The 20398-nt window shown below is 44.5% G+C and carries 20 protein-coding genes and 1 tRNA gene; 8 read left to right on the top strand and 13 right to left on the bottom strand.

All coding sequences use genetic code 11. The features are described 5' to 3' along the window. Window positions 1–3: 3 nt before the first annotated feature. From CPIN_RS29170 to CPIN_RS29155, 4 genes are read right to left on the bottom strand one after another with little or no spacing between them, the layout of a single operon-like run. The gene (locus tag CPIN_RS29170; protein ID WP_012793481.1) at window positions 4–786 is read right to left on the bottom strand and encodes a hypothetical protein; all 783 of its coding nucleotides are present in this window, start codon (window positions 784–786) and stop codon (window positions 4–6) included. Window positions 787–792: 6 nt separating this feature from the next. Beyond that, a complete protein-coding gene (locus CPIN_RS29165; protein ID WP_012793480.1) occupies window positions 793–1281 on the bottom strand; it encodes a hypothetical protein in 489 nt (162 codons plus the stop codon). Then, the gene (locus tag CPIN_RS29160; protein ID WP_012793479.1) at window positions 1278–2675 is read right to left on the bottom strand and encodes a DUF3289 family protein; all 1398 of its coding nucleotides are present in this window, start codon (window positions 2673–2675) and stop codon (window positions 1278–1280) included. Before CPIN_RS29160 ends, CPIN_RS29165 begins: the two co-directional genes overlap by 4 nt. Window positions 2676–2689: 14 nt before the next feature. Beyond that, window positions 2690–4531, bottom strand: coding sequence for a type VI secretion system Vgr family protein (locus tag CPIN_RS29155; RefSeq protein WP_187294704.1), 1842 nt, complete (start codon window positions 4529–4531; stop codon window positions 2690–2692). A 187-nt stretch (window positions 4532–4718) separates the two neighbouring features. Between CPIN_RS29155 and CPIN_RS29150 the strand changes: the two genes are divergently transcribed. Together CPIN_RS29150 and CPIN_RS29145 are read left to right on the top strand one after the other, a co-directional pair. Then, window positions 4719–5345: a hypothetical protein gene (locus CPIN_RS29150; RefSeq protein WP_012793477.1), complete on the top strand. Its 627-nt coding sequence runs from the start codon at window positions 4719–4721 to the stop codon at window positions 5343–5345. Between the two features lie 424 nt (window positions 5346–5769). Further along, a complete protein-coding gene (locus CPIN_RS29145; protein ID WP_012793476.1) occupies window positions 5770–6825 on the top strand; it encodes a hypothetical protein in 1056 nt (351 codons plus the stop codon). A 59-nt stretch (window positions 6826–6884) separates the two neighbouring features. Here the strand turns inward: CPIN_RS29145 and CPIN_RS29140 are convergent, their stop codons facing one another. From CPIN_RS29140 to CPIN_RS29115, 6 genes are all read right to left on the bottom strand, one after another. Beyond that, window positions 6885–7304: an XAC2610-related protein gene (locus CPIN_RS29140; protein WP_148230666.1), complete on the bottom strand. Its 420-nt coding sequence runs from the start codon at window positions 7302–7304 to the stop codon at window positions 6885–6887. A 329-nt stretch (window positions 7305–7633) separates the two neighbouring features. Beyond that, window positions 7634–8140, bottom strand: a complete 507-nt coding sequence (locus CPIN_RS29135) for a hypothetical protein (protein WP_012793474.1) — start codon at window positions 8138–8140, stop codon at window positions 7634–7636. Between the two features lie 44 nt (window positions 8141–8184). After that, entirely contained in the window at window positions 8185–8808 is a 624-nt protein-coding gene (locus CPIN_RS29130; protein ID WP_012793473.1) for an FMN-binding negative transcriptional regulator, read from the bottom strand. A gap of 3 nt (window positions 8809–8811) precedes the next feature. Continuing rightward, a complete protein-coding gene (locus CPIN_RS37170) occupies window positions 8812–9231 on the bottom strand; it encodes a 4-fold beta flower protein (RefSeq protein WP_012793472.1) in 420 nt (139 codons plus the stop codon). Window positions 9232–9296: 65 nt separating this feature from the next. After that, window positions 9297–10076: a (Fe-S)-binding protein gene (locus tag CPIN_RS29120; protein ID WP_012793471.1), complete on the bottom strand. Its 780-nt coding sequence runs from the start codon at window positions 10074–10076 to the stop codon at window positions 9297–9299. 27 nt (window positions 10077–10103) lie between these two features. After that, on the bottom strand, window positions 10104–11426 hold the full coding sequence (locus CPIN_RS29115; RefSeq protein WP_012793470.1) for a 4Fe-4S dicluster domain-containing protein: 1323 nt from the start codon (window positions 11424–11426) through the stop codon (window positions 10104–10106). A 119-nt stretch (window positions 11427–11545) separates the two neighbouring features. Between CPIN_RS29115 and CPIN_RS29110 the strand changes: the two genes are divergently transcribed. Further along, entirely contained in the window at window positions 11546–12043 is a 498-nt protein-coding gene (locus CPIN_RS29110) for a phosphoribosyltransferase family protein (protein ID WP_012793469.1), read from the top strand. Between the two features lie 79 nt (window positions 12044–12122). On the opposite strand, the gene CPIN_RS29105 is transcribed toward CPIN_RS29110, so the two are convergent. Then, window positions 12123–13847 carry a phospho-sugar mutase gene (locus CPIN_RS29105; protein WP_012793468.1) on the bottom strand — a complete coding sequence of 575 codons (1725 nt, stop codon included), beginning with the start codon at window positions 13845–13847 and terminating at the stop codon, window positions 12123–12125. Between the two features lie 199 nt (window positions 13848–14046). Between CPIN_RS29105 and CPIN_RS29100 the strand changes: the two genes are divergently transcribed. Then, window positions 14047–14703, top strand: a complete 657-nt coding sequence (locus CPIN_RS29100) for a protein-L-isoaspartate(D-aspartate) O-methyltransferase (protein ID WP_012793467.1) — start codon at window positions 14047–14049, stop codon at window positions 14701–14703. Here the strand turns inward: CPIN_RS29100 and CPIN_RS29095 are convergent. Then, a complete protein-coding gene (locus CPIN_RS29095; RefSeq protein WP_012793466.1) occupies window positions 14698–17178 on the bottom strand; it encodes a TonB-dependent receptor in 2481 nt (826 codons plus the stop codon). The two genes, CPIN_RS29100 and CPIN_RS29095, sit on opposite strands and share 6 nt — an antisense overlap. Window positions 17179–17272: 94 nt before the next feature. Further along, entirely contained in the window at window positions 17273–17833 is a 561-nt protein-coding gene (locus CPIN_RS29090) for a DUF445 domain-containing protein (protein ID WP_012793465.1), read from the bottom strand. Window positions 17834–17940: 107 nt separating this feature from the next. Between CPIN_RS29090 and CPIN_RS29085 the strand changes: the two genes are divergently transcribed. The 4 genes from CPIN_RS29085 to CPIN_RS29070 all read left to right on the top strand — a co-directional run bounded on the left by CPIN_RS29085 (window position 17941) and on the right by CPIN_RS29070 (window position 20131). After that, a tRNA-His gene (locus CPIN_RS29085) sits at window positions 17941–18014 on the top strand. A 91-nt stretch (window positions 18015–18105) separates the two neighbouring features. Beyond that, the gene (locus CPIN_RS29080; protein WP_012793464.1) at window positions 18106–18321 is read left to right on the top strand and encodes a hypothetical protein; all 216 of its coding nucleotides are present in this window, start codon (window positions 18106–18108) and stop codon (window positions 18319–18321) included. 140 nt (window positions 18322–18461) lie between these two features. After that, window positions 18462–19349: an OmpA family protein gene (locus tag CPIN_RS29075; protein WP_012793463.1), complete on the top strand. Its 888-nt coding sequence runs from the start codon at window positions 18462–18464 to the stop codon at window positions 19347–19349. Between the two features lie 161 nt (window positions 19350–19510). Continuing rightward, on the top strand, window positions 19511–20131 hold the full coding sequence (locus CPIN_RS29070; protein WP_044219963.1) for a hypothetical protein: 621 nt from the start codon (window positions 19511–19513) through the stop codon (window positions 20129–20131). The last annotated feature ends 267 nt before the right edge of the window (window positions 20132–20398 follow it).

Here is a 20398-nt window from a genome sequence, read left to right as displayed (position 1 = left end):
CAATTAGTTTATACGATGATCGTCGCTATTGATGCAGGAGGCTGTCAGCGTTATCTGAGCGGCCTGTTTTCCTCTCTCTGCGTCCAATTGCGCCTGCAATGACTGAATCAGACCATGTATTTTGTGAAAAGTGTATTTTATTTCGAGCTTACCGTTTCCTGTTTCTTCCTTTCCGGTTTGCCGGAGATTATTCATCATCCTGTTACCCGTAGGGATTACATCATATACAACAGGGGCTTCAAAAGGAAACAGGTAATAGGAAGTTTTGAAACTATCCCGGTTACCGGCACATTGCACCTGGAAGTAGGCGGAGAGGAAGATATCCTGTCTGATAGCGTTCAGCAAGGTATTTGCCTGTCCGAGTGTATCGCCGGTAGCGTCGATATAATCATGTGCTTCCGGTCCGGTGAAATATTGTTTTAACCGGATTTTCTTCTCTTCCCAGCGTTGCAGTATTTCAGGATGATTGAGGATGGACTGCATTGTACCATCTTGTCCGACTTGTACCTGCAGGGGATAGAGTACGTTACCACATTGAGCCGCCAGATCGGAAGCGATGTAATCAGCAGTATCTTCATCATTGACCCTGACATCAGACCGGGTGATCTGGAAATACTGAGTGGTATCATCGCCGACTGTCATCCGGCTGATCTCCGTATTGAATTTTAGGCGTGTATCGGCATCTCCGTGATAGGTTAACGTAACAGTATAGATGTTCGGGTCATGTACCGTTACTTTCTTCTCTGTCTTGCCGGTAAACATTTTTCTGACAGAAAACAGGGGCATATCGGGTTAGTTTTTGCAGTTATTCTGTAAGGTATCGCGTCTGAACACGTCGCCGGATTTTACTTCTACACTCCACACGCCTTTCAGGGTATCTGTCTGACAGGCTTCATAGCGATATTCTCCCCGGTAGTCTTCCATTTCCTGTGAAATGTCGTTGTGCAGGTCAAAGAAGTCGTCTTTTCCCTGCATATAACTTTTCGTTTTATCAGAATAGTTGAAGAACTGGATGAAGTAACGGGCATAACGTCCTTCTACATTTGATTTATGTACCATACTGTCGCAGTAGCGGACGATGACCTTTTGCAGACTATCTATATTTTCAGGAGGATTTTCCAGCAGGGCATACTGGTACCATACGGGTTTCAGTTGAAGGTCAATATCTGCAATGCCTTTGTGGTCCAGCTTCTCCAGGTAATTGACTTTTGTACTGTTGTTACTGTCTGTACAGCTACACCATAACAGGGTGCAGCATAATATAATAAGACTGATTCTCATTTTGTTCTTTTATTTTTCCTTTCCTGGGCGCCTTCGGTGATATTGCCGGTGAATTCCTTTTCAAATCTTACTTTGGTCAGAAAGGGTTTGTAACCTCTCAGGTGCTGCAGGAGGAACCATGCTCTGAAGCCTGCGCCATAGGAATAAAACTTCTCCATATCAGGCAGGTCTAGACCAAAGTGATCCCAGAGCTGTACCTCATATTTCGCCTTATAGTTATTGCCGGTGATCTTGAAATAGGTCATTGTGACTTTATAACACCATACGTCATTGATAGCGATGGTCAGACCTTTCACGAGGTTGTAGTCACGACTGTAAGGAAAGGAGGGATGGCCGTAGGTGTGCTTTTTATTGTAATCCGCTTCCTTGCCATAATAGATCTTCTTGTCCTCCATGGTGATCAGTTCACCAGCTGCTTTTTTGATACGATCGGCCATTTCATCCTCGATACCAGTACAGAACCGTATTGTGGATGGATTGGCCATCACGGCTGATGTCAGTTTCGCATTTTCATAGATACCGCCTTCGTTCCTTTCGAACTTGTCGATCATGTTGTGAATGTTGTCATTCAGGTCACTTCTCGCCATGAGATCCACCATATCCCTGAACTGCCGGAAGAGGCTATTGTTGTCGGAATAGGCATTGGAAAATTGCATTAATCTGCCGGTAGCGAGGATCTGTTTTTCATTATAGATACTCTTGTTACCAGCGCCGCTGTTGGCATATTTCGCATCTCTGGCAATGTCAAATCCTTTATCCAGGTAACTGGTTTTGTAGGAGGTGAGTTCGCCGGCGTTGTATACCGGTTTCGCGGTCGTTCCTTTACCATAAGCCATATCATTGGCAATATCCGAGCCGTCTTCATTCAGACCGGGTATGCGATAGGCGTCTACTACCAGCGGAAGGTAGATGACTTTAGAAGTGACTTTGACATTGGTATCCGGCTTGCGGAAATAGGCATATACGGTGACTTCTTTATCCACGGTATTGCCGTCAACGGTGATCAGTTTATATGCAATTCCCTTTTCAGCGCGGGTGGTACCGGTTTTAAAAGGTTCTATTGTTTTACCACCATCAAATGAATAGGCCCAGTGTACCAGCATCAGCTGGTTATCGGGTACTTTTTCGCTGAAAGCGGTAGCACTGAATTCGTAGGTATTATGATTGACTACGCTTTTGGGGCCTGTTACCTGTAGTACTTTGATGGGGGTAGCAGCATTCAGGTTGACAGGATCGTTTTTATGAAAGGTGACGCCATCCTGTTTGCCTGCCATCCGGATACGTTTACCTGATTGCAGATTTGTTTCACCCGCGCTGTTCCAGCGGATGTTCTCACCGTTTTCAGTATAATTTTTACTGATGATAACGAGGTTACCAACATTATTTTCGCTCATAGGACACGATTGGATCAGAACAATTTGGATTTCTCTGCGCTCTTGATGGCAACAGACTTGCCGGAGTTGATAGTCATCTCTTCTTTTGAGCTGTCTACCTTCATCTGCTCGGCGGTCTTCTCAATTTTCTTTGCCTGCACATCCATGTTTTCCATGGCGATTTTTGTAATGTTGGTAGCACTCAGCCGGTAGTCATTTACGGAGTACTGGCTCATGCTATCGCCTGCATTGTGCAGTATATTCATGCCTGCGGAGTGGGTCATATTCATACCGGCAGCATTCGTGATATGCATACCTGCATTGACGTCGATACTCTCTGTGGCCTGGAAGGTAATATTACGGGCATTGATGCTGATATGTTCCTGGGCAGAGATGGAGATGTTTTGTCCGTTGGTATCCATGACAATCGTATTACCACCTTTATCTGCAATTGTGATAAATTCCTGTCCGCTGGAATCATCCAGTTTGATGGTATGTCCGCTGCGGGTACTGATCACTTTTACATTGTTCATGGTATCACCGAAGTTGGTCTTCGCAGTGCCATTGTAAGCGGCGCCGGTGGCGAAAGGCGCTTCCGGATTCCCTCCTTCAAAATCTACCCATACTTCTTCGCCTACTTCGGGAATGAAATAGAAGCCTTTATCGCCGCCTCCATGTGGTTGCATCAGGCGGATCCAGGGAGAAGTACCATTCTGCCAGCTGAATCTTACGCGTATACGTCCCAATCCTTTCGGATCGAAGTTTTCTACGACAGTAGCGCTCTGGGCTTCCGCAAAAGGGTAGTTGTCCAGGTCCAGCGGAGGTACGGCTGCAGCTACAGGCGTTCCTTCAAAGAGGTTATGGTATTCACCGTTACCATCACAATAGTGTTCCAGGGCGGTGACCATATATTCGCCATGATCTTCGTTGGAGAAGATATTTTCCTGTATGCTGATGGTATCGCCTAATCGCAGGGCGGTACTCTTGCTTTTTCCCGTTACTACGACCATTTGAGACATCTGGGCCTGTTTCTGGCGTTTAGTCAGCAGTTCCAGTTCTTCTTTGGCATTGCTGCTGAAAGCGTAGGGGAGTTTATACTGGGAAGGTTTGGTATATAATTTATCGCTTTGTGCCTGGGCGTGTTGGGTCAGACTGTCTACACCGCCTTCGGCTATACTGCCGGTGTTGTTTTCCACGAAGGAGTACTGGCGGTATTCCATTCCTTTAAGGGCAATCCTGTTGGGAAGTGTGCGCAGGGTCAGACTGAAATCGACGAGATTGACCTGGTGATACAGAATGGTTTTCTGCGGGCTATATTTCCCGAAAATGATTTGCTGACCATTGTAGAAGAACCATTCACCATAGCGTTGAGCGAGGCGTTGCAGGAATTTGTAACCGGTTTCCCGGTACTGTACGATATACTTAAGTTTGCCGCTATAGGCGGGATTGATTTCCAGTCCGCCGGGAGAAGCGCTGCTGGATTTCGCCACGGCACCAGCGATAGCCGCAAGGTCCTGTTGTTCATAGGACTGTATATGCGGATTACCATCCAGGAGGACGGTCGGGCTGGTAGCGATGATGGTACAGTGTCCGTTGATGCCATTACTGGCTTTGCCAAAGGTCACTGAACTGACTATACCATTGAAAAAGAGCGGTTTAAGGTCATTACTACCCTCTATCGCCTGAACGGACATACGTAATTCCTTGCCTAAGAAGGACTTACCGGAGGATACAGGGTCTTTACCTGTTCTTAACAGCCAGTCGTAACCAATACTGAGTTTGAGTTCATGGTGTCCATCCATGGATTGTTTAAGAGACAGTGCATGGAATTGCTTGAATTCTTCATCCCCAATTGACACGGCGGTTTGAGTGTACAAGGCCATCGGTTTACTAATTGATATGGTACGCGGTTAACTAAATAGGTAATTAATACAAACAGGGGATGAAGATATAAAATTATCCTGAAATGGGTGTTGGAACTTTTAGTAGGTGCGAGCGTACATAAATACTTACTGAAATTTATTAATATTACATGGGTTGACATAAACCTACAATATCCAGCCTATGATTTTTGGTACCATGTTCCTCGGTGGCGTTAAACATTTTAAAGACCAGAAGATCCAGACCAAGTTTTTAATGGTCGGTATTCCGATTGCCCCGATAGAGGGGGATTCTATGTTGGTGACTAAGGTAGTTCCCGGTGGTCGTCAGGGAATCCCTTTAAAACTGCATATGCAAAGTGTGTTGGCAGGTTATACCCGTGTATTAACATTGGTAGGGGCTTTTATACTTATTATGCTCGGGTTGAATAATCATGTTCCGGTGATGACGGCAGTTGGTGTGTTGCTGGCCGGGCTGGCGGTTTATCTTTATTTCTTTCTTGGGCGGAGTACCGCGCAGGAGAATGAAATGCGGGAGATGGTCGGTGAGCTGACTGGTTTTTATGTGTTACCGGAATGGTTGGAATCGGCTATGGCGTATCATCTTTTTAATAGTGTGAGAGCTGTGTATGAAGAGGGAGGTCGTCTTTGGCAAAATGATGTGCTGAATGGGGTGAGGGTGGATGTGAAATGTACCTATGTGATAGCGTTGTTATATGCAGTGTATGATCCTTGTGAGGAGAGTGAAAGGTTAAGGGAGAAGGCGGAGGTGTTGTATAAGGGAGGAGGGAAGTTGGCGGTGGTGAGGTGATGTGGATGCCATTCAAGATCAAGATGTTGTTATGGTATATTGGGCTCATAATGCATTGAGAAGCCATCAGCGTCCATCTTCGATAAACTCAGAATTTTGGCTTTTAGGAGCAAATAAATGTATATAGAGAAAGTATCTGTTAAATGCCTTATTCTAAGCTCGTGCGATTTTTCACCGTATACGCGCTACAGGGCTATAAGCGCAGCCGCCTTGAAGTAATTTTTTATATCGATTGTTAGATGGATATTAACCAGTTGAAAAAAAATAAACTTAGCATCAGGGTGAAATGTGGTGGAAGCCCCGCTGTTTTTGGATTCTCTTCTTACCCTAAAAATACCAACTACTTGGTATTTCGGCTTTACAATACACCATTTACCTTTGGTCTAAGGTAATCCCAATTGTAACACCACTTCAAGGCTTTCATATGTATACCGCCAAATTATTATTCTTCAAGAAATTGAAGGTAGAAGGTTATTGCTTAGCTACAGCGATTTTTCTGTTGACTATATTTCCTACAGCCTTACTGTTTGCTCAACTGCGACCGGTTAAGGTGCATTTGGGCGAAGCGCCTAAACAAGGGGAAGAAAAGCCGTTAGCTTTTGATGATCGGGCAAAGCAGGAAATGAGGTTTGCTGTCTATACAGATTTTGAAGGTTTTCAACAGAGCAATCCTAATGGACTTATTCAGACAGAGTTTTATTTTTCATGGCCTGGTATTAACAAGCCTATTATTCGTATTCCTAAGAAAGGAAAGGAGACGGTGCACATTTATTTATTAAGGAATATGGTTATTCCTAATATCCAATTGAATAAATTAGAAGACAAGCTGAAATATCTGCCCCTTATTAAGGCTAATAGCCATTATTATGTCAGTACATTTGATCTCATTCAATATGCGAATCTTACGAACTATGTCAAGCTGAACCTGATTACGTTTGGATTTAAATCTAAGACGAGGCTTTACGCAGATTTGATGTTAAATCATGTTAATACTTTGGCGATCGATTCGGCGACTAATAATAAATTTAGTTTAAACAGTTTAGGCCCAGGTATAAGTTTTAAGTATAAAACGGAAGATTCCAATTCTCCTATAAATCTGATGACGGAAGTGTCGCTCTTCGGTTTACATTTATTGAATACGGAGTTCAGGCAACATGATGGTCCGCAGTACAGCAGCGTGCAAAAGGATATCACCGAACTGGATACTATCGTCAGGAAACATAACACGATGTGGCGTTTTCAGGCTGAGGTGACTATCGATCCTTCTAAGATAGGTAAGGAAAAACCTTCCAGTCAGTCAAGTAGCCTGATATTTTTAAGAACATATATTTATACTGAAAGAGTTCCATTTAATAAAAATCTGAAAGGGTCTAACAATAGTTTGTTTATGCTTCAGTTAGGATATAGACTGACATTAAATGATGTTTTAACAAAGAAGAATGCGGCAGCTGGTGCGGCGAATAGTGCTGCAAAAAATTGACGTGAATTTTTTCAGATGAATTTTACTGCTTAAAATAGGTTGCTGAATTCTCTCAGTGCTTATTCCAGGGATGTTTTACAGTCAATATTCGGAATCTGCTCAAAAACCGCGGTGTCCCAAAGTTCTTCCGCATTTTTGTCAAATGTTTTGTATGGTTTTTTATCTTTCCCTGTATAGAATGTCAATATGCTGCCTTCTTCAGGTGATACAATTTTAAGTGATGCCCCACGGATTAATCGCAGCGAGTCGTTTTCCCACGTATAGGTGTTTTTTGAATGCTCGCTATAAGCGCCACCTACATAAAAACTAACGACGTGTTTAGTGATCGTATCATAACATAGATTGAATATACTTAGGTCTGGTCTGTACCTTAATCTTCCTGCTTTATTGCTTAGAAAGACACGGGGATGCAGTTGCCCGTGCATATTCAGTGATTCATAAATCATCAGGTCATTGTAGCCATCCTGATTAAGATCCATGCTACTGTTAAAACCATACAGATAGTTCTCAAAAGCTATTGTGTCTGTTTTTTCACCTTCCTGTGAAAAAAGCAGTATAGAATCCGCGATGCAAAAGACTTCAATTATTAAACGAAAATGGTTGGCAGATAACAGCTGCATTCTTGAAGGGGATCGCTATATAAATGCTATCTATAAAAATGAAGATGAATATACGACAGCAGATTTTAATACATTCATATATACTATACTTGAGAAGTTTCCCGATATCAACCTGACATTGTCAAAGCTATAAAACAAAAAATCTCCCGGCATTACACCGGGAGATTCTCAATTATCTTTCCACCTCTTTACGCCAGCGAAAACTTTTTCGCCAGCCAGCTCTCTTTCAACGGCATCAACCATTTCTCTTCCATTTCTCCCTTCGTCAACACGGTATTATTCAAATACAAGGTATTTTCATCAATAAACCCTTTCTCCAGCGCATAAGGCACCTGCTGCATTGGTAACAACTGTACTTTCTCTTTCACAACAAATGCCAGCAACAGTCTGTCAAACATATTCACTTCATACTGACGCTCGATGCTTTTAATAATACGCACGGAGCTATCCGTACTGCAACCGCTGACAGCTGTCATGGATTCGTCCGCGATAAGTACAATCACCTGGTTGAACAGCAGTTTACCCCATCCTTTTACCGGGGCGCCATGTGCCTGCCAGTGTGCTACAAACTGATCCAGTTGCTCCTGTATCTCTAAGGCTTCCCTTTCCTGGAAAGGGCGGTTACTCTGATATATCCAGACCCGGGAGGACGGGTGAAAGTCCGCCGGTAATAAGTTGTTAATTTCCTGTTTCATCCTGCAAATTTACCAAAAAAATGATAGTTGTCGGCTGACTGCCGTCAGTCGATATCTTGTTCCAGCCTCTTCCGCATGTATTCAGCGGTGATCCGGGCTGTGCTATCAGTGTTAGCGGACAGATTTTCAATGATATTACGCTGCTCCTGCATGGTTTTATTCTGACTGAGCTTCTGTTTAGCTTGTAGGTCGTCGACTTCGATTTCAAAGGCAACAATGCCATTCAGGAGTTTGAGTTTGAAAGCGGCTGGTAATTCCTGCCATTGCTGCATGTAGGATGCCTCATAATCATGGATGCTGCTCTCCAGCAGGGCCATTACGGCGTCTGGGTCGGCAATGATACGGGCCTGGCCATAGGCATGGACAGAGATATAGTTCCAGGTAGGGACTTCCTGCAGCTTTTCGTAGTTCGTAGGCGAAATATAGGCATGTGGCTCACTAAAGATGACCAGCGACCGCGACCTTTCCAGGCATTCCCATTGGTCGTTGGCCCTGGCAAAGTGGGCGGTCAGGAATAATTTATCGTCACGAAAAGAAATGTGGAAGGGGAGGTGTGTGGCTACCGGTATGTTGTTGATGCTGTGTATAATAGTGGCAAAGCTGAAGCGTTGCATAAAGGCAGCGATTTCCTGCCGGTCTTCCATCACATTGAGCCTTGGGATATACATGGTTTATTTTTTTATGCCAGTCAGGAGTAGTTCTTCGAAGGAGTCGTCTGTCCAGTCGGACTGCCCGTATACTTTGTACGGCGGATAGCTTTTGTATGCCTTGTAAGGCTTATATTGTTTGTAGCTTTTATAAGGCTCATATTGTGTATACCTGGTGGTTGCTTCCTTGGTACTTCCGATGATTTTTCCTTCATGCGTTCTCACTGAGCCTTTGTCATACCATCCGAGGTGCTGACCGTTGAAGCCATATACATTATCCTTATCGATATAGGCGACTGCTTTGCCGTCATAGAGGTAAACAGACATTTCATCTTTGGTATCGATATATGCGATGGCTTTTCCATCTTTATTGAAAAGGGCGATTTCCTGTGCATGTACTGTACAGCAAGCAAAAAGGATGGCAAGGGTGTATAGCAGTTTCATAAGTAAAATATAATGAAAAATCCCCTGAAATGAGTCATTCCAGGGGATGAATATGATGATCGGAATTATTGCATCTGTTGTGCGATCATTTCCGCGATATCCAGTACCTGTACGCTGTCTTCTTTACCTTGTTCTTTCACACCGTCTGTCAGCATCGTCATACAGAAAGGACAATTCGCAGCAATCACAGACGCGCCTGTTCCTATTGCTTCTTTCCCACGTTCAAAGTTGATGCGGGTGCTGCCTTTTTCTTCCTCCTTGAACATCTGTGCGCCACCGGCGCCACAGCAGAGGCCATTGCTACGGCAACGTTTCATCTCTACCAGTTCTGTGTCCAGAGCTTCCAGTACCTTGCGGGGGGCTTCATAAATGTTATTGGCACGGCCAAGATAACAGGAATCGTGATAAGTGATCTTGCGGCCTTTGAAGGTACCGCCTTCCTGCATCCGGATCTTCCCTTCGTCAATCAGTTGTTGCAGATAGGTAGCATGGTGTATGACTTCGTAATGTCCACCCAGTTCAGGGTATTCATTGCGGAGGGTATTAAAGCAATGGGGACATGCCGTAACGATCTTTTTCACTTCATAACCATTCAGTATGGCGATATTGTTCTGGGCCATCATCTGGAAGATGAATTCATTGCCCGCCCTGCGCGCCGGATCGCCGGTGCAGCTTTCTTCCTTACCGAGTATTGCAAAACGGATTCCGACTTTATCAAGGATAGTGGCAAAGGCTTTGGTGATTTTCTGCGCACGTTGATCAAAACTGCCGGCACAGCCCACCCAAAACAGGATTTCAGGGGTTTCGCCATTGGCGAAGTATTCGGCCATCGTTTTTATTTGCATGTTATATCAGTTATCAGTTTAACGCTATTATCCATTCATTTCTACGGCCCATTTGTCCCTGTCGTCCGGACTCATTTTCCAGGGGGCCATATTGTTTTCGATGTTGCTGAACATCATATTCCATTCCTGCGGTGCATTGGATTCTTCCATCACCAGCTGACGACGTAATTGCAGGATGATATGCAGTGGATTAATACTTACGGGACACTCCTGTACGCAGGCATTGCAGGATGTACAGGCGCGGAGTTCTTCTTCAGAGATATAATCGCGGAGCAGGGTTTTACCATCTTCGCTAAAGGAGCCGTTCTTTGCTATCTGCAGACCGATTTCTTCGGCACGGTCACGGGTATCCATCATGATCTTACGGGGAGACAGCTTTTTGCCGGTAATGTTTGCCGGACAGGCAGCCGTACAACGGCCACATTCGGTACAGCTGTAGGCATCGAGCAGGTTCTTCCAGGTCAGATCTGGTACGTCTTTGGCGCCAAACTTAGGAATATCGGTAGCTGGTGCTTCATTAGCCGCCAGTTCCGGTTGTAACATGAGCTGTACTTCTTTCTGCACAGCCGGCATGTTCTCCATTTTTCCCTTAGGCCGCAGGTCCGCATAATAGGCATTCGGGAATGCCAGTATGATGTGCAGGTGTTTGGAGTAGGGGAGGTAGTTCAGGAATGCCAGGATGCCCAGTATATGCAGCCACCAGCAACCACGCTCTATAGCGACCAGGGTACTGTCGGATAATCCGCTGAATAATGACACAAAATTGCCGCTTACCCAGAAGGAACCGGTATTGATATAGTGTTCATGTCCATGCAGTTGTAATGCCTGATCCGCTGTATTCATGGTCAGAAACAATAACATGAGTACAATCTCGGTGAGCAGGATATAATTGGCGTCAGAACGGGGCCATCCATCCAGCTCATGCTGATTCAGCCGTTTTACCCGTACAACATTCCTGCGTACGAGGAATATCGCACAGCCGATCATCACCAGCGCGGCCAGTATTTCAAAACAACCGATCAATACGGGGTACAGTCCTCCCAGCAGGGGAGCGAACAGGCGGTGTTTGCCAAAAATGCCGTCCAGGATGATCTCCAGGATCTCGACGTTAATGATGACAAAACCCGCATATACGAAAAAGTGAAGGACAGCAACCAGGGGGTTACGAAACATTTTCTTCTGTCCGAATGCTAGCAGCAGTACATTCTGCCAACGTGCGGCAGGTTCGTCATTGAGTGATACATCCCTGCCAAGCAGTATGTTTTGCCTGATCTGGCTGGCCTTTCTGTAAAACAGGTATACAGCAACGCCAAAGGCAATTACAAATAAAAGCTCCTGAATTATATGCATACGTCAGATTTGACTTCCTAATTTATAGCAATGTAACGAAAAATAGATGATCATCCATCGTCCAGGTCTTGTTGACTATGGACTCTTTTTCCTAATTTTACTCCGCTTAAATGACCAATATGGAAACTAAGAACGTGATCCTGACCCAGGATGTGATAGAGAAGAAGATCAAACGTATCGCCTACGAGATCTATGAACATAACAGTGATGAACAGGAAATTATCATTACAGGGATCTGGGACAGGGGAATGATACTGGCGGAGAAAATTACAAAGATCCTGCAGGAGATATCTCCCTTGCAGATCAAATTACTGCGTCTGGACCTGAATAAACAACGTCCTGAGGGAGTAACGCTCTCCGAAGAAATAGATTTCAATGGAAAAGTGATCGTACTGGTCGATGATGTGGCCAACTCCGGACGTACCATGCTGTACGCCCTGAAACCTTTCCTGCAGTTCCTGCCCAGAAAGATCCAGACCGCCGTACTGGTGGATCGTAAGCATAAATCTTTCCCTTTATCAGTTGATTTCGTGGGTTATTCCCTGGCAACGACCCTGCAGGATATGGTGATGGTGGAAATGGAAGAGGAAGAGATCAAATCTGCCTATCTCGTGTAACTGACTACAAATCATTGCTACAATAAAAAGTCCCGGTACATCCTATCAGGTCGTACCGGGACTTCTTTTATGTGGAAGCTTATTTCAGCTTCATATCTTTAATGATATTCTCCACTTTCTGATCAAGCGCTTTGGTTGCAGCATCAAAACCAGCTGCATTTTCCAGTGCCTGGTTTACGCTGAAGTAGAATTTGATCTTAGGTTCTGTACCTGAAGGACGTGCAGAGATCTTGCTGCCATCTTCCAGTACAAACTGCAGTACGTTGGATTTAGGGAGATTGATCGGCTTCACTTCACCGTTGTTCAGTGACTTCACCTGCTGCAGTTCATAATCATATAAGGTAACTACCTTAGAACCGTTGATAGTGGTTGGTGGATTCTCACGATAACCACGCATCATGTCAGCGATTTCCTCTGCTCCTTTCATACCTTTCTTGGTAATGGAGATCAGGTTCTCTTTATAATAACCGTATTTTACGTAGATATCGATCAGTTGTTCATACAGTGATCTTCCCTGGCTCGCCGCATAAGCAGCCATTTCACAGATCAGGGCTACAGAAGCGATAGCGTCTTTATCACGTACGTTGTCGCCAATCATGTAACCATAAGATTCCTCACCACCACAGATGAACTGCTCTTTACCTTCTTTTTCTCTGATCAGGTCAGCGATCCATTTGAAGCCTGTCAGTACGTTATAGCATTTCACGTTGTTCTGTGCAGCGAATACGTCGATCAGGTCGGAAGTAACGACAGTTTTACAAACGTAGTCTGTGCTACCTGCCAGTCCTTTCTGTCTGCGGCCTTCTATAATATAGTTGAACAGCAATACCGCCGTCTGGTTACCATTCAGCAGTACCCATTCTCCTTTCAGGTCTTTCACAGCAATACCTACACGGTCAGAATCCGGATCCGTACCCAGGAGGATTGCCGCGTCCAGTTCTTTTGCTTTCTTCAGACCAATGCTCATGGCTTCAGATTCTTCCGGGTTAGGATAAACAACCGTAGGGAAGTTACCATCCGGAGTGGATTGCTCTTCTACCACATGTACATTGGTGAAACCATAACGTTTCAGGATCTCAGGCGCCAGGGTGATACCGGTACCGTGGATCGGGGTATATACTATTTTAAGATCGTGCTGTTCTTTAATAACATCCGGCTGAATGCTGAGTCCTTTCAGCATCTGGAGATAAGCTTCATCGACCTCTTTGCCTATCAGGGTGATGTTGGCTTCGCCGCCGGACCATTTCACTTCATTAATAGAAGCGATCTTTTCTACTTCACGGATAACATTTTTGTCGTGTGGAGGTACCAGCTGGGCGCCGTCGTTCCAGTAAGCTTTGTAACCGTTGTACTCTTTCGGATTGTGAGACGCTGTCAGTACGATACCACCATTGGCGGCCAGGTGACGGATAGCGAAAGACAGTTCCGGAGTAGGGCGGAGGCTTTCAAACAGGAATACTTTGATGCCGTTGGCTGCCAGTACATTAGCAGCTACTTCTGCAAAATAGCGGCTGTTGTTACGGCTGTCATGGGCAATAACGAACTTGATTTCTCCGGTGAAGGTCTGTTTCAGGTAGTTGGCAAATCCCTGAGTAGCCATACCTACCGTATATTTATTCATACGGTTTGTACCTACTCCCATGATACCGCGTAAACCACCTGTGCCAAATTCCAGGTTGCGGTAAAATGCGTCAGCCAGTTCATCGGGGTTCTCCTGCTGCAATTTTTTGACTGCGGCTACGGTTTCCGCGTCAAATTGGCCATCCAGCCATTGTGATACCTTACTTTCAATAATATTATCCATAGAACGATTGAGGTTTGTTTTCTTATTTATCAAAAACAAGTTTGTAAATTAAAGCTAAAATCCGGACAAAATAAAAACCGGGTAAAAGACTCAGCAATTTTCAAACCAACTCTGCCGCTCCGAAAAAAAGGGGATGTTGATAAATAGGAAATATTCCACACATAGTTAAAAATTCTGTCTATTGGTTAATTTTGCGCCTATGAGGCGGTTCGAAGATTCTTATAAGCAAAAAGGATTGCGCAGGCAGCTGGTCGATAGTATCCGACAAAAGGGCATTACTGACGAAAACGTATTAACAGCTATCAACAACATCCCACGGCATTTTTTCCTGGATACAGCATTTGAAGGCATTGCCTACGAAGACCGGGCTTTCCCCATCGGGGAAGGGCAGACCATTTCCCAACCCTATACTGTGGCTTATCAGTCCCAGTTACTGGAACTGAAACCCTATGAAAAAGTACTTGAAATAGGAACAGGCAGCGGCTACCAGGCTTGTGTGCTGGGTGAGCTGAAAGTGAATGTATTCACAATTGAACGTCAGAAGAAATTATTTGACCAGGTAAAGCAATTCCCGTTTAAGTCAAAATACCCGACCCTCCGCTTCTTCTACGGAGATGGTTATGAAGGACTACCTACCTACGCCCCTTTTGATAAGGTGCTGGTAACGGCAGCCGCCCCTCAGATACCTGAAAAACTACTGCAACAGATGAAAGTTGGTGGAAAAATGGTCATCCCGGTGGGTGGTCAGGAAGTACAGCGTATGCTGCGTATCACCAAGGTCAGTGAAACGGACTACGATCAGGAAATGTTTGATAACTTTTCCTTTGTTCCTATGCTGGCAGGTAAGACATTATAATCTGCTGTCAGCAGGTTTTCGATCTTTCTCCTTATCCTTGTCATCCGCTTCCTCTTCTGGTACCTCCTGTTTCTTCTTTTTCTTGAACATATCCGGATCCATTTTGCCAAAACGGTATCGTATGTTCAGACGGATGAAGCGGGTGGTTCTTTTACGGGTATAATCCTGTATGAAAGCGTCTGTTTCGTAATGCGAACTGTAATTCTGGGTATTCAATACATCCGTGATATTCAGAGAAATCGCTAACGCATTGTTTTTCAGCATCTCTTTCCTGATACCCATATCGACCCCGTTCATCGCTTTAAATGTACCCTGCGGCTGTACCCGTGGAGAACGGTAATGTCCGTTCACCTGCATACTTACCTTTCCTGGCAGTCTGACGTTGGAATTGACTGTAATACCATAAGTAACATACTCATTATTCACATTGGCTCCTGTCAGCTTGCTGTACTCCATATTCAGGTTGGTCGTCACATTCCAGCGCGGGATGATATGCAGGTTATAGGTGAAATTAGCGCCCCAGTCCTTGTCTGTCGCCAGGTTCATCGGACGGGTGGTGGTTACGCCGGTAGTAGTATCCAGTAAACTGATACGATCGATGTCGTCGTTCGCCTGCGAATAGTAAACGCCTGTGCTCAGGTAATCTTTGGTATTCGGGAAGTACCTGGAGTAGTTCGCTTCAAATTTATGTGTCAGCGAAGGCTTCAGTTCAGGATTACCTACCCGGATATTCTGCGGATCGGAATTGTTGACATAAGGCAGCAACTGATCGAATCCTGGTCTATCTACCCGGGTAGAATAGTTGAATATCAGGCTCTGATTCTCGTTATGCGGCAGGTTATATTTCAGGAACACACTCGGGAACACGTTCAGGAAACGGTTATTCACAGAGGTATCCTTTGTATAGGAGAAGCCATGGAGGTATGCCTGTTCCACACGTGCGCCTACCTGGTAGCCCAGGTTGCCGATCGCATTGGAAAAGTTGAAATAGCCGCCATAGATGTCTTCCTTATAATAATAAGTATTGGAAAGGCTCAGGCTTTGTTCAAACTGCTGGCTCGTCTGGTTGAATAATTGCGCAATGTAGTCATTGTCATTGCTCCGCAGGGTCACCTTGGCACCTGTCTCAAATTTACCTTTCTTGCCTACTGGCGTGGTGTAGTCGGTCTGTATGTTCCAGAACTGGTTCTTTGAATTGCCTACATTCCGCTGTATATCATTGTCATCGGGCGTGCCGTTGGCAAACTTATACAAGGTACTGTAGTTACTGTAATTCCTGCTTCTGTTATTGCTGTAACTGATGTAAGCCGTCCATTCCTCGTTTTGTTTGTCGGTGGTATGCCGGAAGTTCAGACTGGTATTGTTATTCGGACTACGATAATCGCTGCTGTTATGACGTTCTCCGTTTTTGATGGCCAGTCTTTTGGCATCGAGGTAGTCCAGCATAATGTCATCTGCACTGTTGCCGGTATTGAGATTCAGGCCCTGTGCGATGGTAAAGGTGTTATAATCATCGAGGAAATAATCCAGTCCGATACGGCCGCCATTGCCACCATTGCTGTTTTTATTCCGGCTGTCCTGTGTGAAAAATGCGGTACCTGCGCTATCCACGATCAGGTTCTGGCGGTTGCTGTAACCTGATCCTACCGTTCTTGCATAACGGCCGTTGTAGTTGGCGAAGAAGTTAAACTTCCGGATCCGCAGATTGGCATTGGCGTTGCCGGTTAGTTGTCCGCGGGTAGCTACCCCGGCGTTGAACATCACATTATAACCAATGGCTTTGTCCTTTTTCAGTACGATATTAATAATACCGCCACCGCCTTGTGCCTCAAATTTGGCAGAAGGGTTATTGATCACTTCTACTCTGTCAATGGTAGATGCAGGTATCATCTGTAAGGCCGTCTTAGCGTCTCCGAAAGGAGAGGGCTTGCCATCTACATAGATGGTTACGCTCTTACCCCGCAGTGTAATGTTATCATCAATGTCAATATCTACGCTGGGTACATTCTTTAATACATCAGTTCCTGTACCGCCTTCTGCAGTGATCATACTGCCGGCGTCAAATACCTGACGGTCGATCTGCATGGAGAATGCGGGTTTCTCAGATTTGATCTCTACTGTCGCTAACACCTTACCCGCAGGCTGCAATCGTACGGTGCCTACAAACTGTGTGGGTTTGTTGGGTACGACCTTTACGGCTTTCACGAGTTTATCGTATCCCATAAAAGTGACACGCAATACATAGTTGCCTTCGGCAACCTTGTTGAAGGTGAAATCGCCATCCGGCTGGGTATACATGCCTGTCACCACAGAAGAATCCTGTGGATGTAATAATACAACAGAAGCATATTCAACGGGTTTGCCGGTAACAGCATCTACTGCTTTACCAACAAGTTTTGTGGAATTAGGACCGGTTTGAGCAATAGCTGTACCGGCATAGCATAGTAATGCTGACAGCAGCAAACGTTTCAGCATGCAGGATAAGGGTGTTAATTGAGACCTAAATTGTTGAGACCAGAGACAAAAATATTTATCTCATATAGAAACTATTGCTATTTATGATGAATGGTCAGTTAGTGTGGTGTAGGGCAATCATTAACTGTAATAATCCGATTACAAGACCGAAAAGCGCGCCTGCCAGTTCAGCCATCCGCAGTTCTTTCCTGAGCGAACCTTTGATCTGTTCTTTTAACTGTTCGCCGGAGATACCCATTATTTTCCTGCTGATCAGCTGTCGTACATCCAGTTCTTTTGCGGTATGCTGCAGATACTGATCTATAATTTCAGGAAACATGTTATCCAGTTCTGCGACCAACACCTTCTTTACTTGCTGGATGGTGCTGTCTCCGATGAACATTTTAAATACAGGCATTGCCTCCGGTAATTTTTCCCGCAGAAAAGTATCCATATGTACTTCAACTACCGGAATCATACTTTTTATTTTCTCTGGTTCGGCTAATTGACGACGAATATCGTCGAAGGAAAAAAGTTGTTTTGAGACAAAATCTGCTACCTGATCAGCAAATTGTTGTTGCTTTTTTGAAAAAATATTCAACAGCAGAGAGATGGTTATTTTGTTTGTAAACCAGCCTGCTAGCGCGGTTAAGAGCGGAATGAAGTACACTGACATCAATGAGATTTTTAATTATTTTACAAAGAAAGAAGAAATTATTTGGAACTTAGAAAAGTATTTTGCTATCTTTGCATCCCGATCGAAACAAAACGGTCACACAAACGGTGGTTGTAGCTCAGTTGGTTAGAGCATCAGATTGTGGTTCTGAGGGTCGGGGGTTCGAGACCCCTCAATCACCCGGTTAAAAAGGCAGCTTGAAAACAGCTGCCTTTTTTTATGCCCGTAACTCTTGTTGGGCAAAGGTTTCAGCAGATAAAAAATAAAAACAGATGTCCTGGAATTACAGCGTAATAAAACGAAAAAGTGAATCCGGAGCGTATGAATATGGTCTTCACGAAGTGTTTTATAATGAAAAAGGAGAGATCAATTTCTGGACGATAGATTCATTAGTCCCTGTATGTCCTTCAGAAGAAGGTTTAAAGCATGAACTGCAGCTGATGCTGAAAGCCTTAAAGGAAGAGACGATCGTCTATGATGAACTGTAAGTTAACTCCTATCGTTCCGTGAAAGCTTTTAGTTTCACCAACCAATCAGTGTTCTGGACCCTTCATCCATAGGGCAGCAAAAAGCAACCTTAAATAGCTGTCTTTTGTTTATACCTTGTGATAAATTACACACCCAACCTATGTCCAGAATACTCTCTATTACCTTTCTTTTCCTGTCCTTAACTATATGCCTACACGCTCAGCAAAAGGTTTCCATCTACTTCCCATTTGGCAGCGCTGAACTATCCGATACGGCAAAACAGACATTAAACACCATTCCCGTTACCGGCACAGCTGATCTTAGCGGACATACTGATACCATAGGTGCTACTACCTATAACGTGCAACTGGCAGCTGCCCGACTGAAAGCGGTGAGTGTTTATCTCAAACGCCTTCATCCCCGGACAATCTTCTACCTGCATAACGAAGGGGAATTATCTCCTGTTGAGCATGTTGACTCGCTCAACCGTTGTGTGGTGATCAGCTGGCAGAAGAGTGCCGATAATACTTCCTCAATGCAACAGGGTGTTGAAAAAGGAGCCATCAGCCGCCAGTTGCCGGCAACAGAAGCATCTGCTGATAGTCCGGATGAAATGGACGCTATCGGGAGTAATACTACTGGTACCATCGATAGTCTGCATCCAAATGAGATCCTGGTGAAGAAATTTGCCTTACAGAATATCCTGTTTGAACCTGACAGGGCTATCCTGATGCCGCCATCCGTATATACCGTTGAACAGACAGCTAAGCTGCTGTCAGCGTATAATGGTTATTCCTTTGAGGTAAGGGGACATGTAAACTTTACTGCCGATCTTAGAGTGGAACCAGGTACCCCGCCATTTGAACTATCTATAAACAGGGCTAAGCTGGTAAAGCAGCTGTTGATACAATATGGGCTACCTGCCGATAAGATAACGGCAAGGGGTATGGGAAATAGTGAATTGATTTACCCGTATCCACAGAATTTAGAAGAAAAATTAAAAAATATGCGGGTAGAAGTATTAATTTATAAGCCGAAAAAGAAATAAAATAATCCGCCCCCTATGGATCCCGTAAACGAAACCTTGTTCCGCATTCTCCCATGTGATCAGGCCAGGAATGCTATGAAGCCTGTATCTGGAAAACACCATTGTGTGGATACACCGCTATCCGCTTAGCAAATATTAATAGTAAGATCCCCAATAATACCATGACAAGAGAAGCATTAAAGGAATCGCTTTACAGGCTGTTATATGAACAGGAATCAGCCCGGCAGAACATCTTCAGCCGCATACTCCGCCGGCAACCCAGTATCCGTTCAACCGCAGATATCGCGGGTGAAGACTATGAAGCGGTCAGGGCAGACGTAAACACAAGCAAGCTCTTTCTGCAAACCAGTACTTTCAGGATCAATCTGATACTTGGTATCATTATACCAGGTTTGTTGTTTTCCTTTTTCCTGTTCCAGCTATTCCGGGAGGATCACCTGGATGGCACTGGTATTGTGCTGGCCTGTTTGACTGGAAGTCTGTTACTGTTTATTATACTGGATAACCTGAAAGAGCTGTTTTCTAATACCCGTCTGGAGATAAAGGTGACCGGTATTATGCACAACGAACGCATGTATTCATGGGAAAATATACTGGATACCTATATCGTTATCAGGCGTGGGAGAGTGGTCAAATACCTGCTTGTACTGCTGCTGGAGGATGGTAAAATAGTCAGGATAAGACTGAACGAGTTTCATGCGGTACAATACAATCCGGCCCTGGACATCAGTTATTATATTGAACATTACAAACGTTTGCGGAACAGAACGGTGTTAACCTGATAAGAGGCTAATTCTATGATAATAAATGACATAGCTTTTCACGTCCTTTCATTACACTTTCCCGGTAAAAATATTCGGAGATTCAAACAGCGGAATCAGCTGATATATTGCGTACTTCGGAGGTATGCTGGTCCTATTCTGCACGACATTTCGTACATTTACTGCATTATAATAATCACTATTGACTTTAGTCTGCTGGAAATCAGCTTGTTATGTGTAGTTATGCCGGAGTTTCACTATGCCGGTTAAAGGAGGAGAAGCAGACAA

It is taken from the genome of Chitinophaga pinensis DSM 2588 (genome assembly GCF_000024005.1).
Taxonomy (GTDB): domain Bacteria; phylum Bacteroidota; class Bacteroidia; order Chitinophagales; family Chitinophagaceae; genus Chitinophaga; species Chitinophaga pinensis.
Note: the sequence above shows the minus strand (reverse complement) of the source record. Positions and strands in the feature narration are given on the sequence as shown.